This window comes from Pseudarthrobacter sp. SORGH_AS 212 (assembly GCF_030818145.1).
GTDB lineage: Bacteria > Actinomycetota > Actinomycetes > Actinomycetales > Micrococcaceae > Arthrobacter.
Map to the genome: position 1 here is coordinate 1 of NZ_JAUTAA010000001.1, position 18,333 is coordinate 18,333.

Consider the following 18,333-nt stretch of genomic DNA (forward strand, 5'->3'; position numbering starts at 1 on the left):
CACGGGCGGCGTGGAAAAGTAGTTGACCAGCAAGCTGCTCCAGAGCGCACCGGCCACCGCCGGCCACAGCCCGCCCACCAGGGCGACGGCTACCGCCCCCGCCAGCTGGACCAGCACCGCCGTGGCCACGCTGTGGTCCAGCACGGCCAGGAGCAGCTGAAGGCCGGCCGGAAGGATGGCCGCCAGCGCGAACCCCGCCAGGGTCCTGCCCCGGCCAAGTTCCGTCCGTACCCGCCGCGGCGGGCGGGCGGCCGGGTCACGGGGCACCACCTGGACGTCGATGTCGCCGGCGTCGCGCACCACCCGGGCTTCAACGGTGCCGCGGAAGAGTCCAGCAATCCGCTGCCGCCGTGACTGTCCCACCAGGATGTGGGTCGCCTGTACCGACCGTGCGTAGTCCAGCAGGGCCTGCGCGACGTCGTTTCCGGCGAGCGCGTGGTACTCGCCGCCGAGGCCGGCCACTGCGCGGCGCTGGTCTTCGAGGGCGCGTGGCGAGTCTCCGCCGGTCCCTGACGGGGTCCTCACGTGCACCGCCAGCAATTCCCCGCCGCCGCGCCTCGCAAGGCGCGCGGCGCGCCTGACCAGGAGTTCGTCGTCGTCCCCGCCCTTGAGGCCGGCGACGATCCGTTCGGTTGCCATGAGGCACATTCTTCCACCGTTGCGGCAGGTGGACGCGCTGTGGGGCCGCGGTGTGTGGGTCCGCTCACAACGGCGTTAAGGATGCATCAAGATCGTCCCATTGGCGGCTCCGCTGCCCCCGCCCGGTGCTACGTTCGGCTGTGCCCGGCGGCGTGCCGGGACTTTGAATCGAAAGGCATGGCGATGACCACCATGAGCCGGCCCCCGGCTGATCCCTCGGTCCCACCGCTCCCCCGGGGCGTGGCGATGAAGAACTGGCTGCTGTTTGGGCTGCAGGACACCAAGGGCACGCACCAGGGTCCGGGCGGCGTGGCTGCCAGCGGGCACCGGAAGCACCGCTGGTGGCAGGTGATGTGCCTGACGGGCGTGGACTACTTCTCCACCCTGGGCTACCAGCCCGCTATCGCTGCCCTTGCCGCCGGTGCCATCTCCCCGCTCGCCACGCTGGTACTGGTGGCGGTCACCCTGTTCGGGGCGCTTCCCGTGTACCGGCGGGTGGCGTCGGAGAGCCCGCGCGGCGAGGGGTCCATCGCCATGCTTGAACGCCTCCTTCCGCGCTGGGGCGGGAAGCTTCTGGTCCTGGTTCTTCTCGGCTTCGCGGCGACTGACTTCATGATCACCATGACGCTGTCCGCGGCCGATGCCACCGCCCACCTGATCGAGAACCCGTTCGCACCCGGCTGGCTGCACGGCCAGAACGTCGCCATCACCCTGGTGCTGTTGGGCTTGCTCGCGGCAGTGTTCCTGCGGGGCTTCAAGGAGGCCATCGGCATCGCGGTGGTGCTGGTGGCCGTGTACCTGGCGCTGAACGTGGTGGTAGTGGCCCGGGCGCTCGCCGAGGCGGCCACCCACCCGGTGGCGGTCAGCGGATGGTGGGATGCCCTCACCACCAGCCACGGAAACCCCCTGATGGCGGTGGCCCTGGCGTTGCTGGTATTCCCCCGCCTGGCGTTGGGCCTCTCCGGGTTTGAGACGGGGGTGGCTGTCATGCCGCAAATCCGGGGCAGTGCAGGCGACACCGAGGCCAACCCCGCGGGGCGGATCCGCGGCACCCGCCGCATGCTGACCACTGCCGCCCTGATCATGAGCACGTTCCTGATCACCAGCAGTTTCGCCACGGTGGTCCTGATTCCGGAGCAGCAGTTCCAGCCCGGCGGCGAGGCGAATGGGCGCGCCCTGGCGTTCCTGGCGCACACCTACCTGGGCCCGGAGTTCGGCACGGTGTACGACATAAGCACCATCGCCATCCTGTGGTTTGCGGGCGCCTCCGCGATGGCCGGGCTCCTGAACCTCGTACCCCGGTACCTGCCCCGGTACGGCATGGCCCCGGAGTGGGCCAAAGCGGTCCGGCCCCTGGTGCTGGTCTTCACGCTGACGGGCGTCCTCATCACGGTGCTGTTCGAGGCCGACGTCGATGCCCAGGGCGGTGCCTACGCCACCGGCGTCCTAGTGCTGATGACCTCCGCCGCAGTTGCCGTGACGTTGTCCGCGCGCCGGCTCCGGCAACGGCGCAGGAGCTTCGGCTTCGCCGTCATCGCGTTGCTGTTCCTGTACACCACAGTGGCCAACATCTTCGAGCGGCCCGAGGGCATCAGAATTGCCGGGTTCTTCATCCTGGCGATCGTGGCCATCTCCCTGCTGTCCAGGGTGCTGCGGTCCTTCGAGCTGCACGCCACCCACGTCCGCCTGGACACAGAGGCGCTGCAGTTCGTCACCTCCGCGGTGGCCGGCCCCATCGGCATCATCGCCCACGAGCCGCTGCGCCAGTCCGCCGAGGCGTACCGCCGGAAGCTGGCCTCCGCCACTGAAGCGAGCCACTTCCCGGACAATGCCACTCCCCTGTTCCTGGAAGTGATGGTGGATGACTCCTCGGACTTTGAGACGGCCCTGGAAGTACGGGGTTTCCTCCGCCACGGCTACCCCGTGCTGGAAGTCCACGGCCCGGTGGTTCCCAACACCATCGCCTCGGTGCTCCTGCACATCCGGGATGTTACGGGGCTGATGCCGCACATCTACTTCCGCTGGACCGAAGGCAACCCAGTGTCGAACCTCCTGCGGTTCCTGGTGCTCGGCGAGGGCGAGATTGCCCCGGTGACCCGCGAAATCCTGCGCGAGGCCGAACCGGATGTCACTCAGCGCCCGTGGGTCCACGTCGGCTGACCCGGGTGGAAAGTGGTGCCTAACGGTCCGGAGGAAAGTAGGCTCGGGTGATGGCCAGATTCTTCGATGTTCATCCGCACGATCCCCAGCCCCGCGCCATTGCGCAGGCCGTCAGCATTGTCCGCGACGGCGGGCTGATCGCTTACCCCACAGACTCCTGCTATGCGCTGGGGGCACAGATGGGCAACAAAGAGGCGCTGGACCGGATCCGGACCATCCGGCACCTGGATGACAAGCACCACTTCACCCTGGTCTGCCGTGACTTCGCCCAGCTGGGCCAGTTCGTGAACATCGGCAACGATGTGTTCCGGAGCATTAAGTCCGTGACACCCGGAAGCTACACGTTCATCCTGCCGGCCACCAAGGAGGTCCCCAAGCGGCTGCTGCACCCGAAGAAGAAGACGGTGGGCGTGCGGATCCCCGACAACCGGGTAGTCCAGGCCCTGCTGGCCGAACTGGGTGAACCGCTGCTGTCCAGTACCCTGCTGCTGCCGGACGAGGACGAGCCCTTTACCGTGGGCTGGGAGATCAAGGAACGGCTGGACCACCAGGTGGACGCGGTGATCGACGCCGGCGACTGCGGGGCCGAACCCACTACGGTGGTGGATTTTTCCAGCGGGGTGGCCGAGGTGGTCCGGCGCGGCATGGGAGACCCGTCACGCTTCGAGTAATCCCCGGCCGCACCTGCGGTCCCGGGGCACATTGCCGCCGCCCGCCGTCGTGAATGACGACGGCGGGCGGCGTGTCCGTGCCAAAGTGCCCTGTTTTGGAGGGCTCAGGTCAGTCGTTGGCAGTCTCAGTCTGCTTTTTCGCCCGGCTGGGCTGGACCCGGGGCGGTTCGCCGGGCATCTTGGGGTAATCCGGCGGGAACGGCATCTCGCCGAGCCCGTCCTTGGCATCCCTGTCCCACCACTCCAGCAACGTGCCGATGCTGCCCGGCTTGTCACCGAACCCGGCCCAGGGATCGCCGACAGTTTTCAGCCGGTCAGGGACGGTGAGGACGGTCAACTTCTTGGGATCCGTGGTTTCCAGTTCATCCCACGTGATGGGACAGGAGACCGGGGCGTGCGGCAAGGCGCGGGGGCTGTAGGCGCCGGCGATGGTCCGGTCCCGGTTGGCCTGGTTGAAGTCCAGGAAAATCCGCTCACCGCGCTCCTCCTTCCACCACGCCGTGGTCACTTTGTCCGGCATCCGCCGTTCCACCTCCCGGGCCGCGGCAATGACGGCGTGCCGGACGTCCAGGAATTCGCGTTCCGGCTTGATGGGTGCATAAACATGCAGGCCACGGTTGCCTGAGGTTTTGATGAACGATTCGAGTCCGGCTTCGGCCAGGACGTCCCGCAGCACCTGGGCGGCCGGGATGGCGTCGTCGAAGTCCGTACCGGGCTGCGGGTCAAGGTCGATGCGGAGCTGGTCGGGGTTGTCCGGGTTCTCCGCCCGGGACGGCCAGGGGTGGAACACCACGGTGTTCATCTGCACGGCCCAGACGGCGGCCGCCGGCTCGTCCAGCACCAGTTGTGGGTGGGAACGCGCGCTGGGATAGACCACCTTGACGGACCGGACGAAATCCGGAGTGCCCCTGGGCGGGTTCTTCGAAAAGAACATCTCCCCGTCAATGTTGTCGGAGTACCGCTGCAGCGACACCGGACGGTCCCCGTTCGCTGCGATGAACGCCTCCCCCACCTCGCAGATGTAACGGGCGAGGTCCAGTTTGGTCAGGCCCAGGTCCGGGAACAGTACCCGGCTGGGGCTGGAAATGCGCATCTCGCGCTCGCCGTGCGGGCCCGGGACGGTGATGGTGGTCTGTTCGCTCGCCATGGGGACAACGTACACCCCGCGGTCCGCATGGCAGCACATTTGACCTGCCAGGTCCGGCATGATGGATCCATGCCCACAACCGATCACTTGTCCATCCCGGTGGGCGATACCGCCGTCTCCGCCGACTACGCCCGCCCGGACAACCCTGTGGGCCCCGTATCCACTGTGGCGGTGGCGCACGGTGCCGGCGCCGGGATGGAGCACCCGTTCCTGCGCGGGTTCACTGATGCCCTGAACGAATTGGGCCTGGCCACGCTCCGGTTCAACTTCCCGTACCGTGAAGCGGGCCACAAATTTCCGGACCGCCCTCCGCTGGCCATCGCCACCTGGCGGGCCGTGATGGATACCGCCGCCGAGCAGGCAACGGTCCAAGGTGACACGGGCACCGTGTGGGCCTGCGGTAAATCATTTGGCGGCCGGATGGCGTCAATGGCCGTGGCGGAGGGGATGCCGGCGGCCGGCCTCATCTACCTTGGCTACCCGCTGCACCCGCCGGGCAAGCCGGAGAAGCTGCGCGACGAACACCTGTACGGCCTGACCACTCCCATGCTGTTCCTGCAGGGCAGCCGGGACACCTTTGCCACTGCCGCCCTCCTTGAGGACGTGGTGGCCAGGATCGGCCCGACGGCGGTCCTGCAGTGGGTGGACGGCGGTGACCATTCCTTCGCGGTGGCGGGGGCTAAACGGCCCGCAGACCAGGTGGGTGCCTCGGTGGCGGCGCCGGTGGCGGATTTCATCAAATCCCGCGGCTGAAACGCCAAAAGCCTAGTGCAGGCTAGGCGGCGTCTTCGTGCCACCAGCCCTCCCACGCTGCAGAGGTCAGCCGGCCCGCCGGGAACGTGGCGGACTCGGTGTTGCGGGATCCGCCGGCGTCGTTGCGGCGGCCATCCAGCAGGAGGTTGAGGCTGGTCAAGAGAAACATGGTGAGTCCTTCCGTAGGTGGTGCGGACCACGCTGTCCGCGTAGGAAGAGCCTAGGCAAGGGATGTTTCAGCACGTCGACGGGACGTTTCGGCTTTGTATCGTTGTTCTCACGCAGACGTCTCCGCAACCGTGCGCCCCGGTTAAGCGCCTCAGTTCCGCCGGTTGGTCCGTGCGGTGGCCGGAGCCGCCCAGGGGTCCTCGGGCCACGGATGCCGGGGATACCTGCCGCGCATCTCGGCCCGGACCTGGGCATACGGCCCGGACCAGAAAGAGGTGAGGTCGTCAGTGACGGCCAGCGGCCGGCGTGCCGGGGACAGCAGGTGGAACAGGACAGGAACCCGCCCGCCGGCCAGCCGCGGGGACTCGGCCAGCCCGAAACATTCCTGGAGCTTCACGGCCACCACAGGCCGGGTGGTTTCCTCTCCGGGGACCGGGTAGGCCACCAGGATCCTGGATCCGCTGGGGACCTCAAGCCATTCGGGCGCCAGTTCATCGAAGCGTGCCGCGTCCGGCCAGGGCAGCAGGTTCCGGAGCGGCCCGGCCAGGTCGACGCGCGCGACGGCGGCCCCTTCCGCGAGTGCCTGAAGTTCCGGTCCGAGCCACTCGTCGAGGCGCTCCAGGAGCGCCCCGTCCGAGACATCGGGCCACGGGCCGCCCAGTTCGCGGTGCAGAAGGGCGAGGCGCCCGCGAAGGTCCCGTGCCGCCGCCGACCATTCCAGCAGGGCGAGCCCGTCACGGCGCAGTGCCGCGCCGACCGCTGCACGGCCCGCCTCCGGCGTAGGCCGGACGGGGGTCTCTGCCAGCACGATGGCACCCAGGCGCCGGACCTTCCGTGCCGTGACCCGCCCCTGCCGGAACTCCGCCTCAACGGCCTCGGCCAGGAGATGGCTGGCGGCGGACTCGGCCTGCGCTGCGGTGAGCGGCGCCGCGGACCTGATCACTGCCCCGGTGCCCGCGGCATCGCGCCCACCGGCCCGCGACACTTCCGCGACCGCGAGCCACTCATGGCCGCCCAGTGAACTGCCCGCCGGCAGTCCGGCCCTCGTCCCGGAGCTCAGCAGGTAGCGGGCCGGTCCATCGCCGGGCACCAGGCGTGCAACCCGGTCCGGGTATGCCAGCGCGACGACGGCGCCCGGCGCCTCGCCGGTGGCCGGTCCGGTGCGTCCGGCCGCGTTGCGTCCTGCGGCGTTGGACCCGTGCCGGCGGGCGAGAGCTTCCAGGCGCCGGGTCTCCTCGTGCCACCGCCGCTGGGCCGGTCCCGGCTCCGTACGCAACTTGCCGAGCAGCCGCGGCAGGTCGGCGTCGGGCGCCCGCTGGTCCCCACCAAGGGCCGCCACAACTTCGGCGGCCGCCTGCGCACCCACGTCCGCCGCGCCGTCGAGCAGGGCACGGGCCAGCCGGGGGTCTGCCGGGATCTCCGCGAGTACCCGTCCGGCGGCGGTGGCATGGCCGTCCGGGGTGACGGCGCCGAGCTCGCGCAGCACTTCCATGGCCTCGTCCATGGCCTGCCGCGGCGGCTCATCCGGCAACGCCAGGCCCTGGCCTCCGGGGGAACCCCAGCAGGCCAGGGTGAGGGCGGCGCCGGCCAGGTCCGCCACCCTGATCTCCGGAGTGGCGTGCGCGGGCGCCGCACCGAAGGCCTGCTGGCTGTAGCAGCGGACCACGGTGCCGGGCCCCTGCCGCGCGGCACGGCCCGCCCGCTGCTCCGCCGAGGCGCGTGCGCAGGACACGGTCACCAGGCCGGCCATGCCGCGGGCAGCGTCGCGCCGGGGTTCCCTGGCCAGGCCGGAGTCAATCACCAGGCGGACCCCGGGCACCGTGAGCGACGATTCGGCCAGGTCCGTGGACACGATGATCCTGGGCTTGCCTCCCGGCGGGCGGCCCGAGACTGCCCGGTCCTGTTCGGCGGCGCTGGCCTGGCCGTGGAGTTCGAGGACGTCCACGGCGGCGCCCGCCCGGTGCCGCAGTCCGGCCGCAACGTGGGCCACCTCCCGGGCGCCGGGAAGGAAGACCAAGGCATCGGACGAAGGGTCCGTGCGCAGGGCATGCAGCTGGGCTTCTGCTGCGGTGGTGGCGATGTGGTCAAGGAAGGCACGCGTCACGCCACGGTCATCCAGCCGGGAAGCCGCGGCGGGATGCCAGCGGACCTCCAGGGTGTGGAGGACCGACGGCGAGTCCACCACGGGAGCCGGCCGGCCGCCGTCGGGATCCCCCAGCAGCGCCGCGAACCGGGCAGCCTCCACCGTGGCGGACATGGCCACCACCTGCAGGTCGCCGCGCAATTGGCGCACCTCGGCGAGCATTCCCACCAGCAGATCCGTTTCCAGGCCCCGTTCATGGACTTCGTCCAGCACGACGGCGGCCACGCCCGTCAGCCCGGGATCGGCCAGCAGGCGGCGCAGCAGGATGCCGGGGGTCACGAACTCGACGAGGGTTTCCGCTCCGGCCCGGCGCTCGCCGCGGACGGTGTAGCCCACCCTGTTGCCCAGCGGGCTGGCATCCAGGGCGGCCAGCCGCCGTGCTGCGGCACGGGCTGCGACGCGGCGCGGCTGGGTCACGATGACGCGGCCCGTTCCGCCGGCCAGGTTGGCCATCAGCGGCGGCAGCATTGTGGTCTTGCCGGTGCCGGGAGGGGCCTGGACCACCGCGGCGGCTGACGGGCCGCCGGCGTCGAGCGCCTTCCGGAGTTCCGGGAGGGACCGTGCGAACGCCAGGTCCGCGCCGATGGCAGCGAGGTCAAAGGGCTGGATATCAGGGATGGCGGACGGACCGGCGGACAAACTCACCTGTCCATTCTGCCTCCGGTACCGTCCCCTGCAGTCCTGCAGGATGGTCCCGGCGTACAGGTCAGGGTTTGTTGTGGCCCTTGGCTTTGCCCTGGGGTGCTGTGACGCCGGGCGGAGGGCCGGGCTGCTGCTGCACGGCCGGTGCGGGTGCCGGCGCCGCAGGGGCGGGTGCCGGCACGGCTCCGGCGCCCGCGGAACCGGAAGTTGGCGTGCCGTCGGCGGTCGTGGTGGTGTCCGCTGCGGGGGCTGTCCCGGCGGCAGCGGCGGTCCCCGCCACCGCAGCCCGGGACTCCAGTTGTCCGCTGATGTCGGCCCGCACGGCGCCCAGGGCACTCTCGATGCCGCGCAGCCTTGGCGCGGTGATCCGGCCGTCGAGGGCAGCACGGTCGAGGTCGTCCTCGAGCCCCTGCAGCGCCGCCAGTGCGCCTTCAGGCCTGTTTTCCGCTACCGCCTGGCTGATGCTCAGGACCCGGATCTGGAAGCCCCGCAAGGTGGCTTGGTCAGTGTCGCCGGCCTGCTGCCCCTGGTAGACCGCCAGGGAGGCGGCCGTGAGGCCCGCAGCGAGCAGGACGGCGATGCCGCTTCGGAGCAGAGTGGAGCGCGACAGGCGGCTGGGGCGCCGTGTTGGCAATGACGGGGCAACTGGAACGGCGGCGGCGGCTTCACCGCCGGGCAGCAGCTCAGGCAGCATGCCGGCCGCGGAGTGGGGCCAGGGATGCAGCCGGGCGCATCGGCAGGGTGGAAACCTGCGCCGGAACAGGGGCTGCGGCGGTATCGCGCAGAGCGGCATCCGCACCGGCAACTGCCTGTGGGCCCGGATGGGTGGCAGCACGGAGGCGCCGGAGCACCACCTGCACCGTGGCGCGCAACAGGACCGCTGCCAGCTGCCCGATGCCCACGCCCAGCAGCACGTGGCCCGCCAGGTACTGTCCGCCCGGTGCCGCACCGCCATAGGGGGCTGACGCGGCAACGGCTGCTCCTCCGGCAGTGAGCATCAGTGACCAGGCAACGCCGAATACTGCGCCCATTGTTCCTGCTTCCATCGTCCGCTAATCAGCAAGCTTACGGTAATGCTCAGCAAGCTTACTACTCGGCGGTGCCGATGCAAGAACCCCCGCAGGAACCCGGGCTCAGGACCGTGCCGCGTCCCGGACGGAAATGGCCGCCTGCAGCTTCGGTCTCCCGAAGCGGAAGAACGTGGTCAGCTGGCGGCTTCGAGCAGGCGGCCCTGCGAAAGTCCGGCGTACCGGCCTTTGAAGAACAGGAGCGGCTCGGCGTCGTTCCGGGCACTCAGATGCCGCACGCTGGCCACCACAATCGTGTGGTCGCCGCCGTCGTACTCCGCGTGAAGTTCGCAATCGATCCAGGCGAGGGCATCGTCAAGGATGGGGTTGCCCAGGGGCGAGGACGTATGGCTGACCCCGGCGAACTTGTCTATTCCGGAGCGGGCGAACTGTCCGGCGAGGTGCTGGTGTTCGGCCGGCAGGATGTTCACCGTGAAGGAGCCCGCATCCCGCAGGACGGGCCACGTGCTGGAGGTTCGGGCGGGGCTGAACGTGACCAGCGCGGGTTCGAGCGACAGGGATGCAAACGACTGGCAGGTAAAGCCGGCGGGCCCTTGCGGTGTTGAGCTGGTAATCACCGTCAGCCCGCTGGCAAAGGTTCCAAAAATATCGCGAAGCCGGCGGGGAGCAAGATCTGATGTGGCAGTCATTATTTGGCCTCTCGTTTGGATCGTTACCTCACCAAACCATTACCCAATTCAATTCGACAAGCACCGCTGCAATGCACTGACGCGCACCGCAACGCAGCTTCACGCCGGTACCCGCGGCGTCATCTGCCGGCACTGTTACGCCGATCATGACTATTTCTTACCGCCCATTGATCCGCGTGTCCTGCAATTTCGATTTGTTTATTCCGGTTTCATCCAGGTTCGCGGCACGGGGGCCAACAAAGCTAATTTCCCTTAGAACCGAAATGGAAAATGACGCTCCGGGAAAATTCCCCTTTCCCCTCCTGTCACATTCTTCCGCCATGCACCCACCCCGAAAGAGATCCGGCATGACATCAGCAGAACCCGAAGCGCGGCCGCGCCCCACCCATCCGCAACGGGCCGTGGACTCATTCGTCCTGGAACTGTCCGCCCGCCACCCGGACATTGACGCGTTGGCGCCGGCACCGGAAACCGGGCCCTACCGTTACGACGCCGCGACGGCGAAAACCGCCGGGCCTGACGGCGGCGCGGCTGGTCCCGCCGTCGTTTTCCCCGCCAGCGCCGGTGAGGTGCAGAAGGTGGTCCGGCTGGCCGCTGAATTGGGAGTTTCGGTGGTTCCCCGCGGCGCCGGTACCGGCCTGTCCGGCGGCGCCACCGCCGAAGCCAGCCAGGTGGTGGTGTCCACGGAACGGCTGACAGCTGTCATCGAGGTTTCGCCGCTCGACGAAGTTGCCGTAGTGGAACCGGGCCTCATTAACGCTGACCTAAACGCACGCCTCGCACCGTACGGACTGTTTTATGCCCCTGATCCTGCCAGCTTCGATATCTCGTCGATTGGCGGCAACATCGCTACCAACGCCGGTGGGCTGAGGTGCGCCAAGTACGGCGTGACCCGTGAATCCGTCCTGGCCCTCGACGTCGTCCTCGCTGACGGCAGCCTGGTCAGCGTGGGGCACCGCTCCATCAAGGGCGTGACCGGGCTGGACCTGACCTCGCTGTTTGTCGGCTCGGAGGGAATCCTGGGGATCGTGGTCCGAGCCACCGTCCGGCTGCGGCCCATCCCGGTGGCCCGGAAGACCGTCACGGCGTTCTTCGACAGCACGGAAGCCGGTGCCAAGGGCCTCTCCGCCATCACCCTCTCCCCGGTCCGGCCCGCGGCCATCGAGTTCTTCGATACCCCCAGCCTCGAAAACATCGACAGCCATTCCGGTACCAGCCTCCGCGGCCGCGGCGCCGCGCTGATCCTGATCGAACTCGACGGCTACGGCATCGAGGCGCAGTCCGCCGACCTTGCAGCGGCGCTCACCGCCGCCGGCGGGCGGGTCACCGTGGAATCGGACGACGACGGCGTGCGGCTCTGGGAGCTGCGCCGCAGCGGCCGCGGCCTCCCGCAGGACAAGTGGTACATCGGCGAGGACATTGCCGTCCCGAAGTCCCGGCTCCCTGAGGTTTACGCAGCGTTTCCAGCCCTGGAAGCACGCTTCGGCGTGGACATCTCGGCCGTATCGCACGCCGGTGACGGCAACCTCCACCCGCTGATCACGCTCGACAGGCAGCCCGGCGACGACCCCGCGCGGCCGCCGGCGGCCCTGCAGGAGGCCGCCACCGAACTGGTCCGCGTGGCACTCTCGCTCGGCGGCACCGTCACCGGCGAACACGGCATCGGCAGCATCAAACAGGACTGGGCCGCGCTGGAACTGTCCCCGCGGATCCGCCAGGCGCAGCACGCCATCAAATCAGCCCTGGACCCGCACGCACTGCTCAACCCCGGCAAAGCCATCTAGCCCAGCGGGCTCCCACCACTTCCACCCAGGAGAACTCCCATGACCCCCATCGAATTCCGCCGCCGCGTCTTCCTCGCCGGCATCACCGCCATCACCGGCTCCGCCGTCCTCACCGCATGCGGAGGCCCCGCGGCCACCAGCTCCTCCGACGCCGGCACCCCGGTTGACGGCGGAAATATCACCTTCCTCATCCAGGGCTACGACACTGGCTGGGTCTCCAGCAAGACATCCATTTCCAGCTACGAGGGCAACCTCTGGGGCCAGATCACCGACAAGCTGGTCTACGTCGACGACAAGGGACAGCTCAGCCCCTGGGTCGCCAGCAGCTGGGAGGAACTCAACGGGGCCAAGGACTTCGTCCTGCACCTCAAGGACGGAGTGACCTTCTCCGACGGGACGCCCCTGGATGCGGCCGCCGTCGTGGCCAACCTCAACGCCTGGGCCAAGGGCGCCCCGGACCGCGGCGTCAGCAAGGTGGGCCTCTTCCCGTCCAGCAACTTCGTCAGCGCCGAAGCCGCCGACGCCACGACGGTCAAGGTCTCCTTCTCCTCCCCCGCCCTGGGCTTCATCGCCACACTCGCCTACCACGGCTGCATCCTCCTGTCCCCCAAGACCCTTGCCCTGCCGGTGGACGCCCAGGCGGACCTGGCACAGGAAATCGGCAGCGGCCCGTTCGTCCTCAAGTCCTGGAAGCAGGGCGACTCCTACGTGCTGGAGAAGCGCAAGGACTACAACTGGGGGCCCGCCGCCCTGGGCCACACGGGCCCGGCGAGGCTGGACACCATCACCTACAAGGTCATCAAGGACACGTCGGTGCGGACCTCCACGGTGGCGTCCGGCCAGGCTGAGGTCGCCTTCAACGTGGAACCGCAGGAAATTGAGTCCCTCAAAGCGCAGGGCTTCACCGTGGGAACACCCAAGTACCTGGGCTTCGTGGACGGCTTCCAGGTCAACACCCAGGCCTTCCCCACCAACGATCCCAGCGTCCGCCAGGCCATCCAGCACGGCATCGACCGCGAGGAGATCCGCAACACCGTCTACACAGAGGACTGGGACGCGGCCACCACCTTCATCCAGGGCAACGTCCCGGAAGCCGGCGACTACAGCAGCGCCTTCGCCTTCGATGCGGACAAGGCAAAGAAGCTGCTGGACGACGCCGGCTGGAAGCCCGAGCCCGACGGGTTCCGCGTGAAGGACGGCAAGGTCCTCGAATTCCCGCTCACGCCCAACCCGTACGTTCCCTCCACCAAGGCCGAGGACGAGCTCATCGCCCAGCAGCTGGAGCGCATCGGCATCAAGGTCAACCTCAAGGTGGTGGACGTGGCAGGTTACGCTGCCATCCAGGCCAGCCGGCCGCCGCTGTTCCAGACTTCCCGCAGCTTCGTTGATGTGGGAACGGTGGCCGGCGTGCTGACCAGCCAGAACAACGGCGAAAACTGGTTCAACCTGGGCACCAGCGACCAGAAGCTCAACGAACTGTCCACCGCCATCGCCAGCGCGTCTGACCGGGAATCCCGCGAAAAGATCGCCGGCGACCTGCAGCAGTACGTGCTGGAGCAGGGCTACTTCATCCCCCTCAACCAGCTGGTACAGCGGCTGTACCTCATCTCGCCCGCGGTCAAGGGCGTCCAGTACAACGGCCTGGCGTACGCCAACTTCTACACTGCCTGGGTGGCCAAGTGACGAGCGGCTATGGCCGCTTCGCCCTTGCCAGGGCCGGGCAAGCGGCGGTGGTGGTGCTCCTGGCCTACGTGCTGACGTTCCTGGTCATCAGCGTCCTGCCCGGTGACGCCATCACCAACTCGCTGCGTGACCCGCAGTCCGGCCTGAGTGAAGCCGACATCCAGCGGATTGTGGAGTTTTACGGGCTGGACCAGCCGGTCCTCGTCCAGCTGGCGTTGTCGCTGGGCCGTTTCCTCACCGGCGAGCTGGGATTCTCCCTTCAGTCCAACCTGCCGGTGGCCCAGATCGTGGGTGACGCCCTGCCGTCAACGCTCACGTTGGCCACCACGGCCCTGGCCATCGCCGTGGTCTTCGCCGTCGCCATCGCCTACGGCGCGCACTACGCTCCGCCGAGGTGGGCCGGCATCCTGCGCTCCATCCCGTCCTTCTTCCTGTCCGTGCCCAACTTCGTCATCGGCCTGGTCCTGATCGAGCTCTTCGCGTTCCGGCTGCACTCCTTCACCACCACTGACCCGAACAGCGCCACCGCCACCCTGTTCGCGGCCGTCACCCTCGCCATCCCGGTCTCAGCGCCGCTTGCCGAAGTGCTGATTGCCAGCCTGGACCATGAATCCCGCCAAGAGTACGCACTCGTGGCCCGCTCCCGTGGCCTCGCCGAAGCGCAACTGTTCGCCCGGCACCTGGTGAAGCCGTCGGCCCTGCCTTCGGTGGCCATGGTCGCCCTCATCGTGGGCGAACTGCTGGGCGGCTCCGTCATCACCGAGACCATCTTCGGCCGCGACGGCATCGGCACCGTGGTCCAGAAAGCCGTCACGGGCGAGGACCAGCCGGTCCTGCAGGCGGTGGTGTCCCTTTCCGCGGTGGTCTTTGTGGCGGTCAACCTCGCCGCGGACCTCCTTACCCCGTTGCTCGACCCGCGGGTCGACGTCAGAGAGGCAGCCAACGCATGAGTGCGGACCTGAATTTCGCCCGTCTCCGCAGCGCCGGGACAGCTACGCTCCGCAGCCGGGCCGGCATCCCGCCCACGGTGCTGGTGTCCTTCCTCGTCATCCTGGTAGTGGTGCTGTGGTCGCTGCTGCCCTCACTGTTCACTGGGTACAGCCCCGTGAACGGGGACACCGGCAGCAAGCTCGACGCGCCCAGCCTGCAGCACTGGTTCGGCACCGACTACCTGGGCCGGGACCAGTACGCGCGGGTGGTCTACGGAACAGCGTCCTCGGTCACCAGCGCTCTGGTTGCCGTGGCCATTGGCCTGGTGGTGGGCAGCGCCATCGGCCTGGCCAGCGGCTTCCGCGGCGGGTGGCTCGATGCCACCCTCGGCAGGTTCGTGGACGTGCTCCTGGCCATCCCCGGCTTCCTACTGGCCGTGGTGATCGTCAGTTCGCTGGGATTCCAGACCATCAACGCAGCGATCGCCACTGGGGTATCCGCCGTGGCCGTCTTCGCCCGGCTCATGCGTGCGGAGGTCATCCGGGTCCGCCGCTCGGCGTTCGTGGAAGCGTCCTACCTGGAGGGCGGCAACAGGCTCCAGGCGTTGCTGACCCACGTCCTGCCCAACGCCTACCGTTCGGTGCTGGTGCTGGCGGTGCTGCAGTTTGGAACGTCCATCCTGGTGATCGCCTCCCTGGCCTTCCTGGGCTACGGCGATCCGCCCCCATCCTCCGACTGGGGCCTGCTGGTGGCCTCGGGCAAGACCTACGTCACTGCGCCCTGGCTGGTCTACGCCCCGGCCCTGGTGATCGTAGCTACGGTCCTGTCCATCAACCGCATCAGCCGCTGGCTCAGGAACAGCAAATGAGCGCCCCCAACCCCGGTGGACCCACCAGAGGAAAGGACACGACAGTGCCTGAAACCAAGCCATCCCCGCTGCTGAGCGTCGAGGGCCTGCACGTCGCCTACGGGGACCGGAAGGTGGTCCACGATGTCTCGTTCACCCTGGCCCGCGGCGGAAGCCTGGCCCTGATCGGCGAATCCGGGTCCGGAAAGTCAACCATCGCCAAGGCAGTGCTGCGGCTGCTGCAGCCCGCCGAAGCGTCAGTGGGCGGCAGCGTCCGGCTGGCCGGGACTGAAGTACTGTCCTTGCCGGAGCGGCAGTTCCGCGCCCTGCGCGGCCGGCAGCTCGGGTTCATCCCGCAGGACCCCGGCTCGGCACTGAATCCGGTGCGCAGCATCGGCACCCAGGCGCACGAGGCCGCTGCACTGACCGGGGAACGGGACGCCGCCGCCCGCCGCCGGATCATCCTGGAGGTCTTTGACCAGGTGGGCCTGCCCGATCCTGTCCGCGTCTACGATTCCTACCCCCACCAGCTGTCCGGCGGAATGCTCCAGCGCGTACTCATCGCCCTGACGGTGCTGCCGCGGCCGTCCCTGATCGTGGCGGACGAACCGACGTCGGCCCTCGACGTCACGGTCCAGAAGCTCATCCTGGACCTTCTGGGCGGTCTGCGGAAGGAGCTGGACATCGGCCTGCTCCTCATCACGCACGACCTCGCCATCGCCGCCGAACGCGCCGACACGCTGGTGGTGCTCAAGGACGGGGCCGTCCAGGAACAGGGCCCCTCAGCCCAGGTCTTCGCAGCTCCCCGCACGGACTACGCCCGCAACCTGCAGGCCGATGTTCCCGCGCTCAATCCCGACCGGTACCGCAGCCAGCGCACCGGCGCACCGGCGGACACGCTGGAGCGCACTTGGAAGGACAGCGCTTCCCAGGCCGTCGCCACACAGGACGGCACGACGGCGGACGCCAGCACCGCGGATAGGCCGACGCAGATCGCGGTCACCGATGTCACCAAGAGCTTCCGGACGCGCGGCAAGGAGGTGCGCGCGGTCGATGGAGTCTCTTTCGCCGTCGAACGCGGCCGAACCCATGCCCTGGTGGGCGAATCCGGTTCCGGCAAGACCACAGCGGTCCGGCTGCTGCTCGGACTGGAACAGCCGGACAGCGGCACCATCACGGTGGGCGGCCACTCCACCGCCGGACTTAACCGGGCCGGCCTGCGCGATGTTCGCCGCCACCTGCAGCTGGTCTACCAGAACCCCTTCACATCGCTGGACCCCACGTGGCGGGTGGGCAGGATCGTCCGCGAACCCCTGGACCGGTTCGGAGTGGGCAGCACGGCCGAGCGCGCGGACAGAGTGCGCGATGCCCTGCAGTCCGTGGGCCTGCCGGACGACGCTGCGGACCGCCGTCCTGCCCAGCTCTCCGGCGGACAACGGCAGCGCGTGGCCATCGCCCGCGCACTGGTGGTCCGTCCCGACGTCGTGGTCCTGGACGAACCTACCTCCGCGCTGGACGTCAGCGTGCAGGCCGGCATCCTCGAGCTGCTGGCCCGGCTCCAGCGGGACCTTGGGCTGACCTACGTGTTCGTCTCCCATGACCTTGCCCTGGTGCGGCAGGTGGCGGACACCGTGTCAGTGCTGCGCCGCGGCCAGGTGGTGGAATACGGCACGGTAGACCAGGTCTTCGACCGGCCGCAGCACCCCTACACCCGGGCGCTCCTGGACGCCATCCCGGGCACCTCAGGACTGGCGTCGCCTGCCGTGGCGGGCGCTCCCGCCGAACACAGCCACATCCCGAAACTAGCAGAGGCAGCATTATGACTTTGACCCCCACCGCAACCGCCGGCCCGGAATCGCTGCGGAAGCCCGCCCTGATCGCCGGCTTCACCGCGCCCAAGGGGTTTGGTGATGCCACCCTGCGGGACAAGCGGGAGGACGCCATCGAGCTGCTCGGCGGCGTCCCGGACCCCGGCGTCCTTCCGGCGGCAGAGCTCGCCTCCGCCACGGCAAGGGTCCTCTCGAGGCCCGGGCTGCCTTCCCTGCAGTACTCCCGCACCGAAGGCATTTCACCCCTGCGCGAGTGGATCGCAGACCGCGAGGGCGTGCCCGTGGAGCGGATCATCATCACCAACGGCGGATTCCATGGCCTGTCCCTCGGTATCCAGACCGTTGTGGAGCGCGGTGACCTCGTAGCCGTGGACAACCCGATCTTCCCGCTGTTCCTGCGCGGGCTGCAGCTCTCCGGAGCGCAGACCCTGCCCGTGACAGTCGGTGCCCACGGAATCGACGTGGACGAGCTGGAAGACAAACTGCGCCAAGGCGCCCGGCCCTCAGCCCTGTACACGGTGCCGGACTTCCACAACCCTTCCCAGGGCACACTCCCCGCCGAGGCCCGCACCAGGCTGGCAACACTGGCGGAGCGCTACGGATTCGTGGTCCTGGCTGACAACCCTTACCGCGAGCTTTGGTATGCCGGCGGGCCGGAGAGCGTGGATGCCTTCAATCACTCGGACCACGTCATCCACATCAACACCTTCACCAAAACCCTGGGACCGGGGCTGCGGCTGGGCTGGCTGGTGGCACCGGAGCGCCTGCTGCCGGACCTGGTGGCGCTGCGGAGCCGCCAGGACTCGCACAGTTCCACCCTGGTGCAGGCGGTGGTGGGCGAAGCGCTGACGGCGGACCCGGGCCTGTTCGATTCGACCCTTGGCCGGGCGCGCGAGCTATACCGCACGCGGGCCGAAGCGCTGATCGCGGCACTGGACCGGGAGGTTCCCGGGGCGTTCGACAGCGTGCTTCCGGGCGGCGGACTCTTCCTGTGGCCGCGGCTGCGCGACGCCGGCATCGATCCGGATCTCCTGGCGGCGGCGGCCAGCGCCGAAGGCGTCGAGTACCAGCGGGGTTCGTTCTTCGCTTCGGGGCCGGGCACCGGTTCGGACCGCCACCTGCGCTTTGCCTTTGGCGATGTTTCCGTGCCCCGGCTCGCGGAGGCTGCAGCCCGGCTGGGACGGGCGCTGAAGAGCCTTTGAACCCTGTCCGGCCAGCCC

16 protein-coding genes are annotated in these 18,333 nt (G+C 68.9%); 9 read left to right on the top strand and 7 right to left on the bottom strand.

Going from position 1 to position 18,333, the window contains the following annotated elements; translation table 11 throughout:
* Positions 1-639, bottom strand: a 639-nt coding sequence (locus tag QE394_RS00005; protein WP_349033423.1) for a universal stress protein, incomplete at its 3' end; no start/stop codon positions are given.
* Between the two features lie 183 nt (positions 640-822).
* Here QE394_RS00005 and QE394_RS00010 point away from each other — a divergent pair.
* Both QE394_RS00010 and QE394_RS00015 read left to right on the top strand, forming a co-directional pair.
* Positions 823-2,799, top strand: a complete 1,977-nt coding sequence (locus tag QE394_RS00010; RefSeq protein ID WP_268157730.1) for an amino acid transporter — start codon at positions 823-825, stop codon at positions 2,797-2,799.
* Between the two features lie 50 nt (positions 2,800-2,849).
* On the top strand, positions 2,850-3,470 hold the full coding sequence (locus QE394_RS00015; protein WP_268160725.1) for an L-threonylcarbamoyladenylate synthase: 621 nt from the start codon (positions 2,850-2,852) through the stop codon (positions 3,468-3,470).
* A gap of 109 nt (positions 3,471-3,579) precedes the next feature.
* Here the strand turns inward: QE394_RS00015 and ligD are convergent, their stop codons facing one another.
* Positions 3,580-4,617, bottom strand: coding sequence for a non-homologous end-joining DNA ligase (ligD, locus tag QE394_RS00020; RefSeq protein WP_349033424.1), 1,038 nt, complete (start codon positions 4,615-4,617; stop codon positions 3,580-3,582).
* A gap of 69 nt (positions 4,618-4,686) precedes the next feature.
* On the opposite strand from ligD, the gene QE394_RS00025 reads away from it, so the two are divergent.
* Positions 4,687-5,370, top strand: a complete 684-nt coding sequence (locus tag QE394_RS00025; protein ID WP_349033425.1) for an alpha/beta family hydrolase — start codon at positions 4,687-4,689, stop codon at positions 5,368-5,370.
* 22 nt (positions 5,371-5,392) lie between these two features.
* On the opposite strand, the gene QE394_RS00030 is transcribed toward QE394_RS00025, so the two are convergent.
* From QE394_RS00030 to QE394_RS00050, 5 genes are all read right to left on the bottom strand, one after another.
* The gene (locus tag QE394_RS00030) at positions 5,393-5,539 is read right to left on the bottom strand and encodes a hypothetical protein (protein WP_349033426.1); all 147 of its coding nucleotides are present in this window, start codon (positions 5,537-5,539) and stop codon (positions 5,393-5,395) included.
* 150 nt (positions 5,540-5,689) lie between these two features.
* On the bottom strand, positions 5,690-8,320 hold the full coding sequence (hrpB, locus tag QE394_RS00035) for an ATP-dependent helicase HrpB (RefSeq protein ID WP_349035351.1): 2,631 nt from the start codon (positions 8,318-8,320) through the stop codon (positions 5,690-5,692).
* Between the two features lie 67 nt (positions 8,321-8,387).
* Positions 8,388-9,017 carry a hypothetical protein gene (locus tag QE394_RS00040; RefSeq protein ID WP_268157734.1) on the bottom strand — a complete coding sequence of 210 codons (630 nt, stop codon included), beginning with the start codon at positions 9,015-9,017 and terminating at the stop codon, positions 8,388-8,390.
* Positions 9,007-9,354: a hypothetical protein gene (locus QE394_RS00045; RefSeq protein ID WP_268157735.1), complete on the bottom strand. Its 348-nt coding sequence runs from the start codon at positions 9,352-9,354 to the stop codon at positions 9,007-9,009. The genes QE394_RS00040 and QE394_RS00045 overlap by 11 nt, the downstream gene beginning before the upstream one ends.
* A 173-nt stretch (positions 9,355-9,527) precedes the next feature.
* Positions 9,528-10,040, bottom strand: a complete 513-nt coding sequence (locus QE394_RS00050) for a flavin reductase family protein (RefSeq protein WP_268157736.1) — start codon at positions 10,038-10,040, stop codon at positions 9,528-9,530.
* A gap of 347 nt (positions 10,041-10,387) precedes the next feature.
* Here QE394_RS00050 and QE394_RS00055 point away from each other — a divergent pair, with 347 nt between their 5' ends.
* Genes QE394_RS00055 through QE394_RS00080 form a run of 6 tightly spaced genes read left to right on the top strand, consistent with a single transcriptional unit; the run spans position 10,388 to position 18,315 of the window.
* Entirely contained in the window at positions 10,388-11,824 is a 1,437-nt protein-coding gene (locus tag QE394_RS00055) for an FAD-linked oxidase C-terminal domain-containing protein (RefSeq protein WP_349033427.1), read from the top strand.
* 39 nt (positions 11,825-11,863) lie between these two features.
* Entirely contained in the window at positions 11,864-13,507 is a 1,644-nt protein-coding gene (locus QE394_RS00060; RefSeq protein WP_268157738.1) for an ABC transporter substrate-binding protein, read from the top strand.
* The gene (locus QE394_RS00065) at positions 13,504-14,457 is read left to right on the top strand and encodes an ABC transporter permease (RefSeq protein WP_349033428.1); all 954 of its coding nucleotides are present in this window, start codon (positions 13,504-13,506) and stop codon (positions 14,455-14,457) included. Before QE394_RS00060 ends, QE394_RS00065 begins: the two co-directional genes overlap by 4 nt.
* Positions 14,454-15,305 (top strand): ABC transporter permease, encoded by an 852-nt coding sequence (locus QE394_RS00070; protein ID WP_349033429.1) that lies wholly within the window; start codon positions 14,454-14,456, stop codon positions 15,303-15,305. Before QE394_RS00065 ends, QE394_RS00070 begins: the two co-directional genes overlap by 4 nt.
* The gene (locus QE394_RS00075; protein ID WP_349033430.1) at positions 15,302-17,107 is read left to right on the top strand and encodes an ABC transporter ATP-binding protein; all 1,806 of its coding nucleotides are present in this window, start codon (positions 15,302-15,304) and stop codon (positions 17,105-17,107) included. The genes QE394_RS00070 and QE394_RS00075 overlap by 4 nt, the downstream gene beginning before the upstream one ends.
* Positions 17,104-18,315 (top strand): PLP-dependent aminotransferase family protein, encoded by a 1,212-nt coding sequence (locus QE394_RS00080; protein WP_349033431.1) that lies wholly within the window; start codon positions 17,104-17,106, stop codon positions 18,313-18,315. Before QE394_RS00075 ends, QE394_RS00080 begins: the two co-directional genes overlap by 4 nt.
* Positions 18,316-18,333: the final 18 nt, after the last annotated feature.

Excerpts from the sequence above, each read along its gene's own strand:
- QE394_RS00010 (WP_268157730.1), top strand. The coding sequence starts at position 823 with ATGACCACCATGAGCCGGCCCCCGGCTGATCCCTCGGTCCCACCGCTC.
- QE394_RS00015 (WP_268160725.1), top strand. The coding sequence starts at position 2,850 with ATGGCCAGATTCTTCGATGTTCATCCGCACGATCCCCAGCCCCGCGCC.
- ligD (WP_349033424.1), bottom strand. The coding sequence starts at position 4,617 with ATGGCGAGCGAACAGACCACCATCACCGTCCCGGGCCCGCACGGCGAG.
- QE394_RS00025 (WP_349033425.1), top strand. The coding sequence starts at position 4,687 with ATGCCCACAACCGATCACTTGTCCATCCCGGTGGGCGATACCGCCGTC.
- QE394_RS00030 (WP_349033426.1), bottom strand. The coding sequence starts at position 5,539 with ATGTTTCTCTTGACCAGCCTCAACCTCCTGCTGGATGGCCGCCGCAAC.
- QE394_RS00040 (WP_268157734.1), bottom strand. The coding sequence starts at position 9,017 with ATGCTGCCTGAGCTGCTGCCCGGCGGTGAAGCCGCCGCCGCCGTTCCA.
- QE394_RS00045 (WP_268157735.1), bottom strand. The coding sequence starts at position 9,354 with ATGGGCGCAGTATTCGGCGTTGCCTGGTCACTGATGCTCACTGCCGGA.
- QE394_RS00050 (WP_268157736.1), bottom strand. The coding sequence starts at position 10,040 with ATGACTGCCACATCAGATCTTGCTCCCCGCCGGCTTCGCGATATTTTT.
- QE394_RS00055 (WP_349033427.1), top strand. The coding sequence starts at position 10,388 with ATGACATCAGCAGAACCCGAAGCGCGGCCGCGCCCCACCCATCCGCAA.
- QE394_RS00060 (WP_268157738.1), top strand. The coding sequence starts at position 11,864 with ATGACCCCCATCGAATTCCGCCGCCGCGTCTTCCTCGCCGGCATCACC.
- QE394_RS00070 (WP_349033429.1), top strand. The coding sequence starts at position 14,454 with ATGAGTGCGGACCTGAATTTCGCCCGTCTCCGCAGCGCCGGGACAGCT.
- QE394_RS00075 (WP_349033430.1), top strand. The coding sequence starts at position 15,302 with ATGAGCGCCCCCAACCCCGGTGGACCCACCAGAGGAAAGGACACGACA.
- QE394_RS00080 (WP_349033431.1), top strand. The coding sequence starts at position 17,104 with ATGACTTTGACCCCCACCGCAACCGCCGGCCCGGAATCGCTGCGGAAG.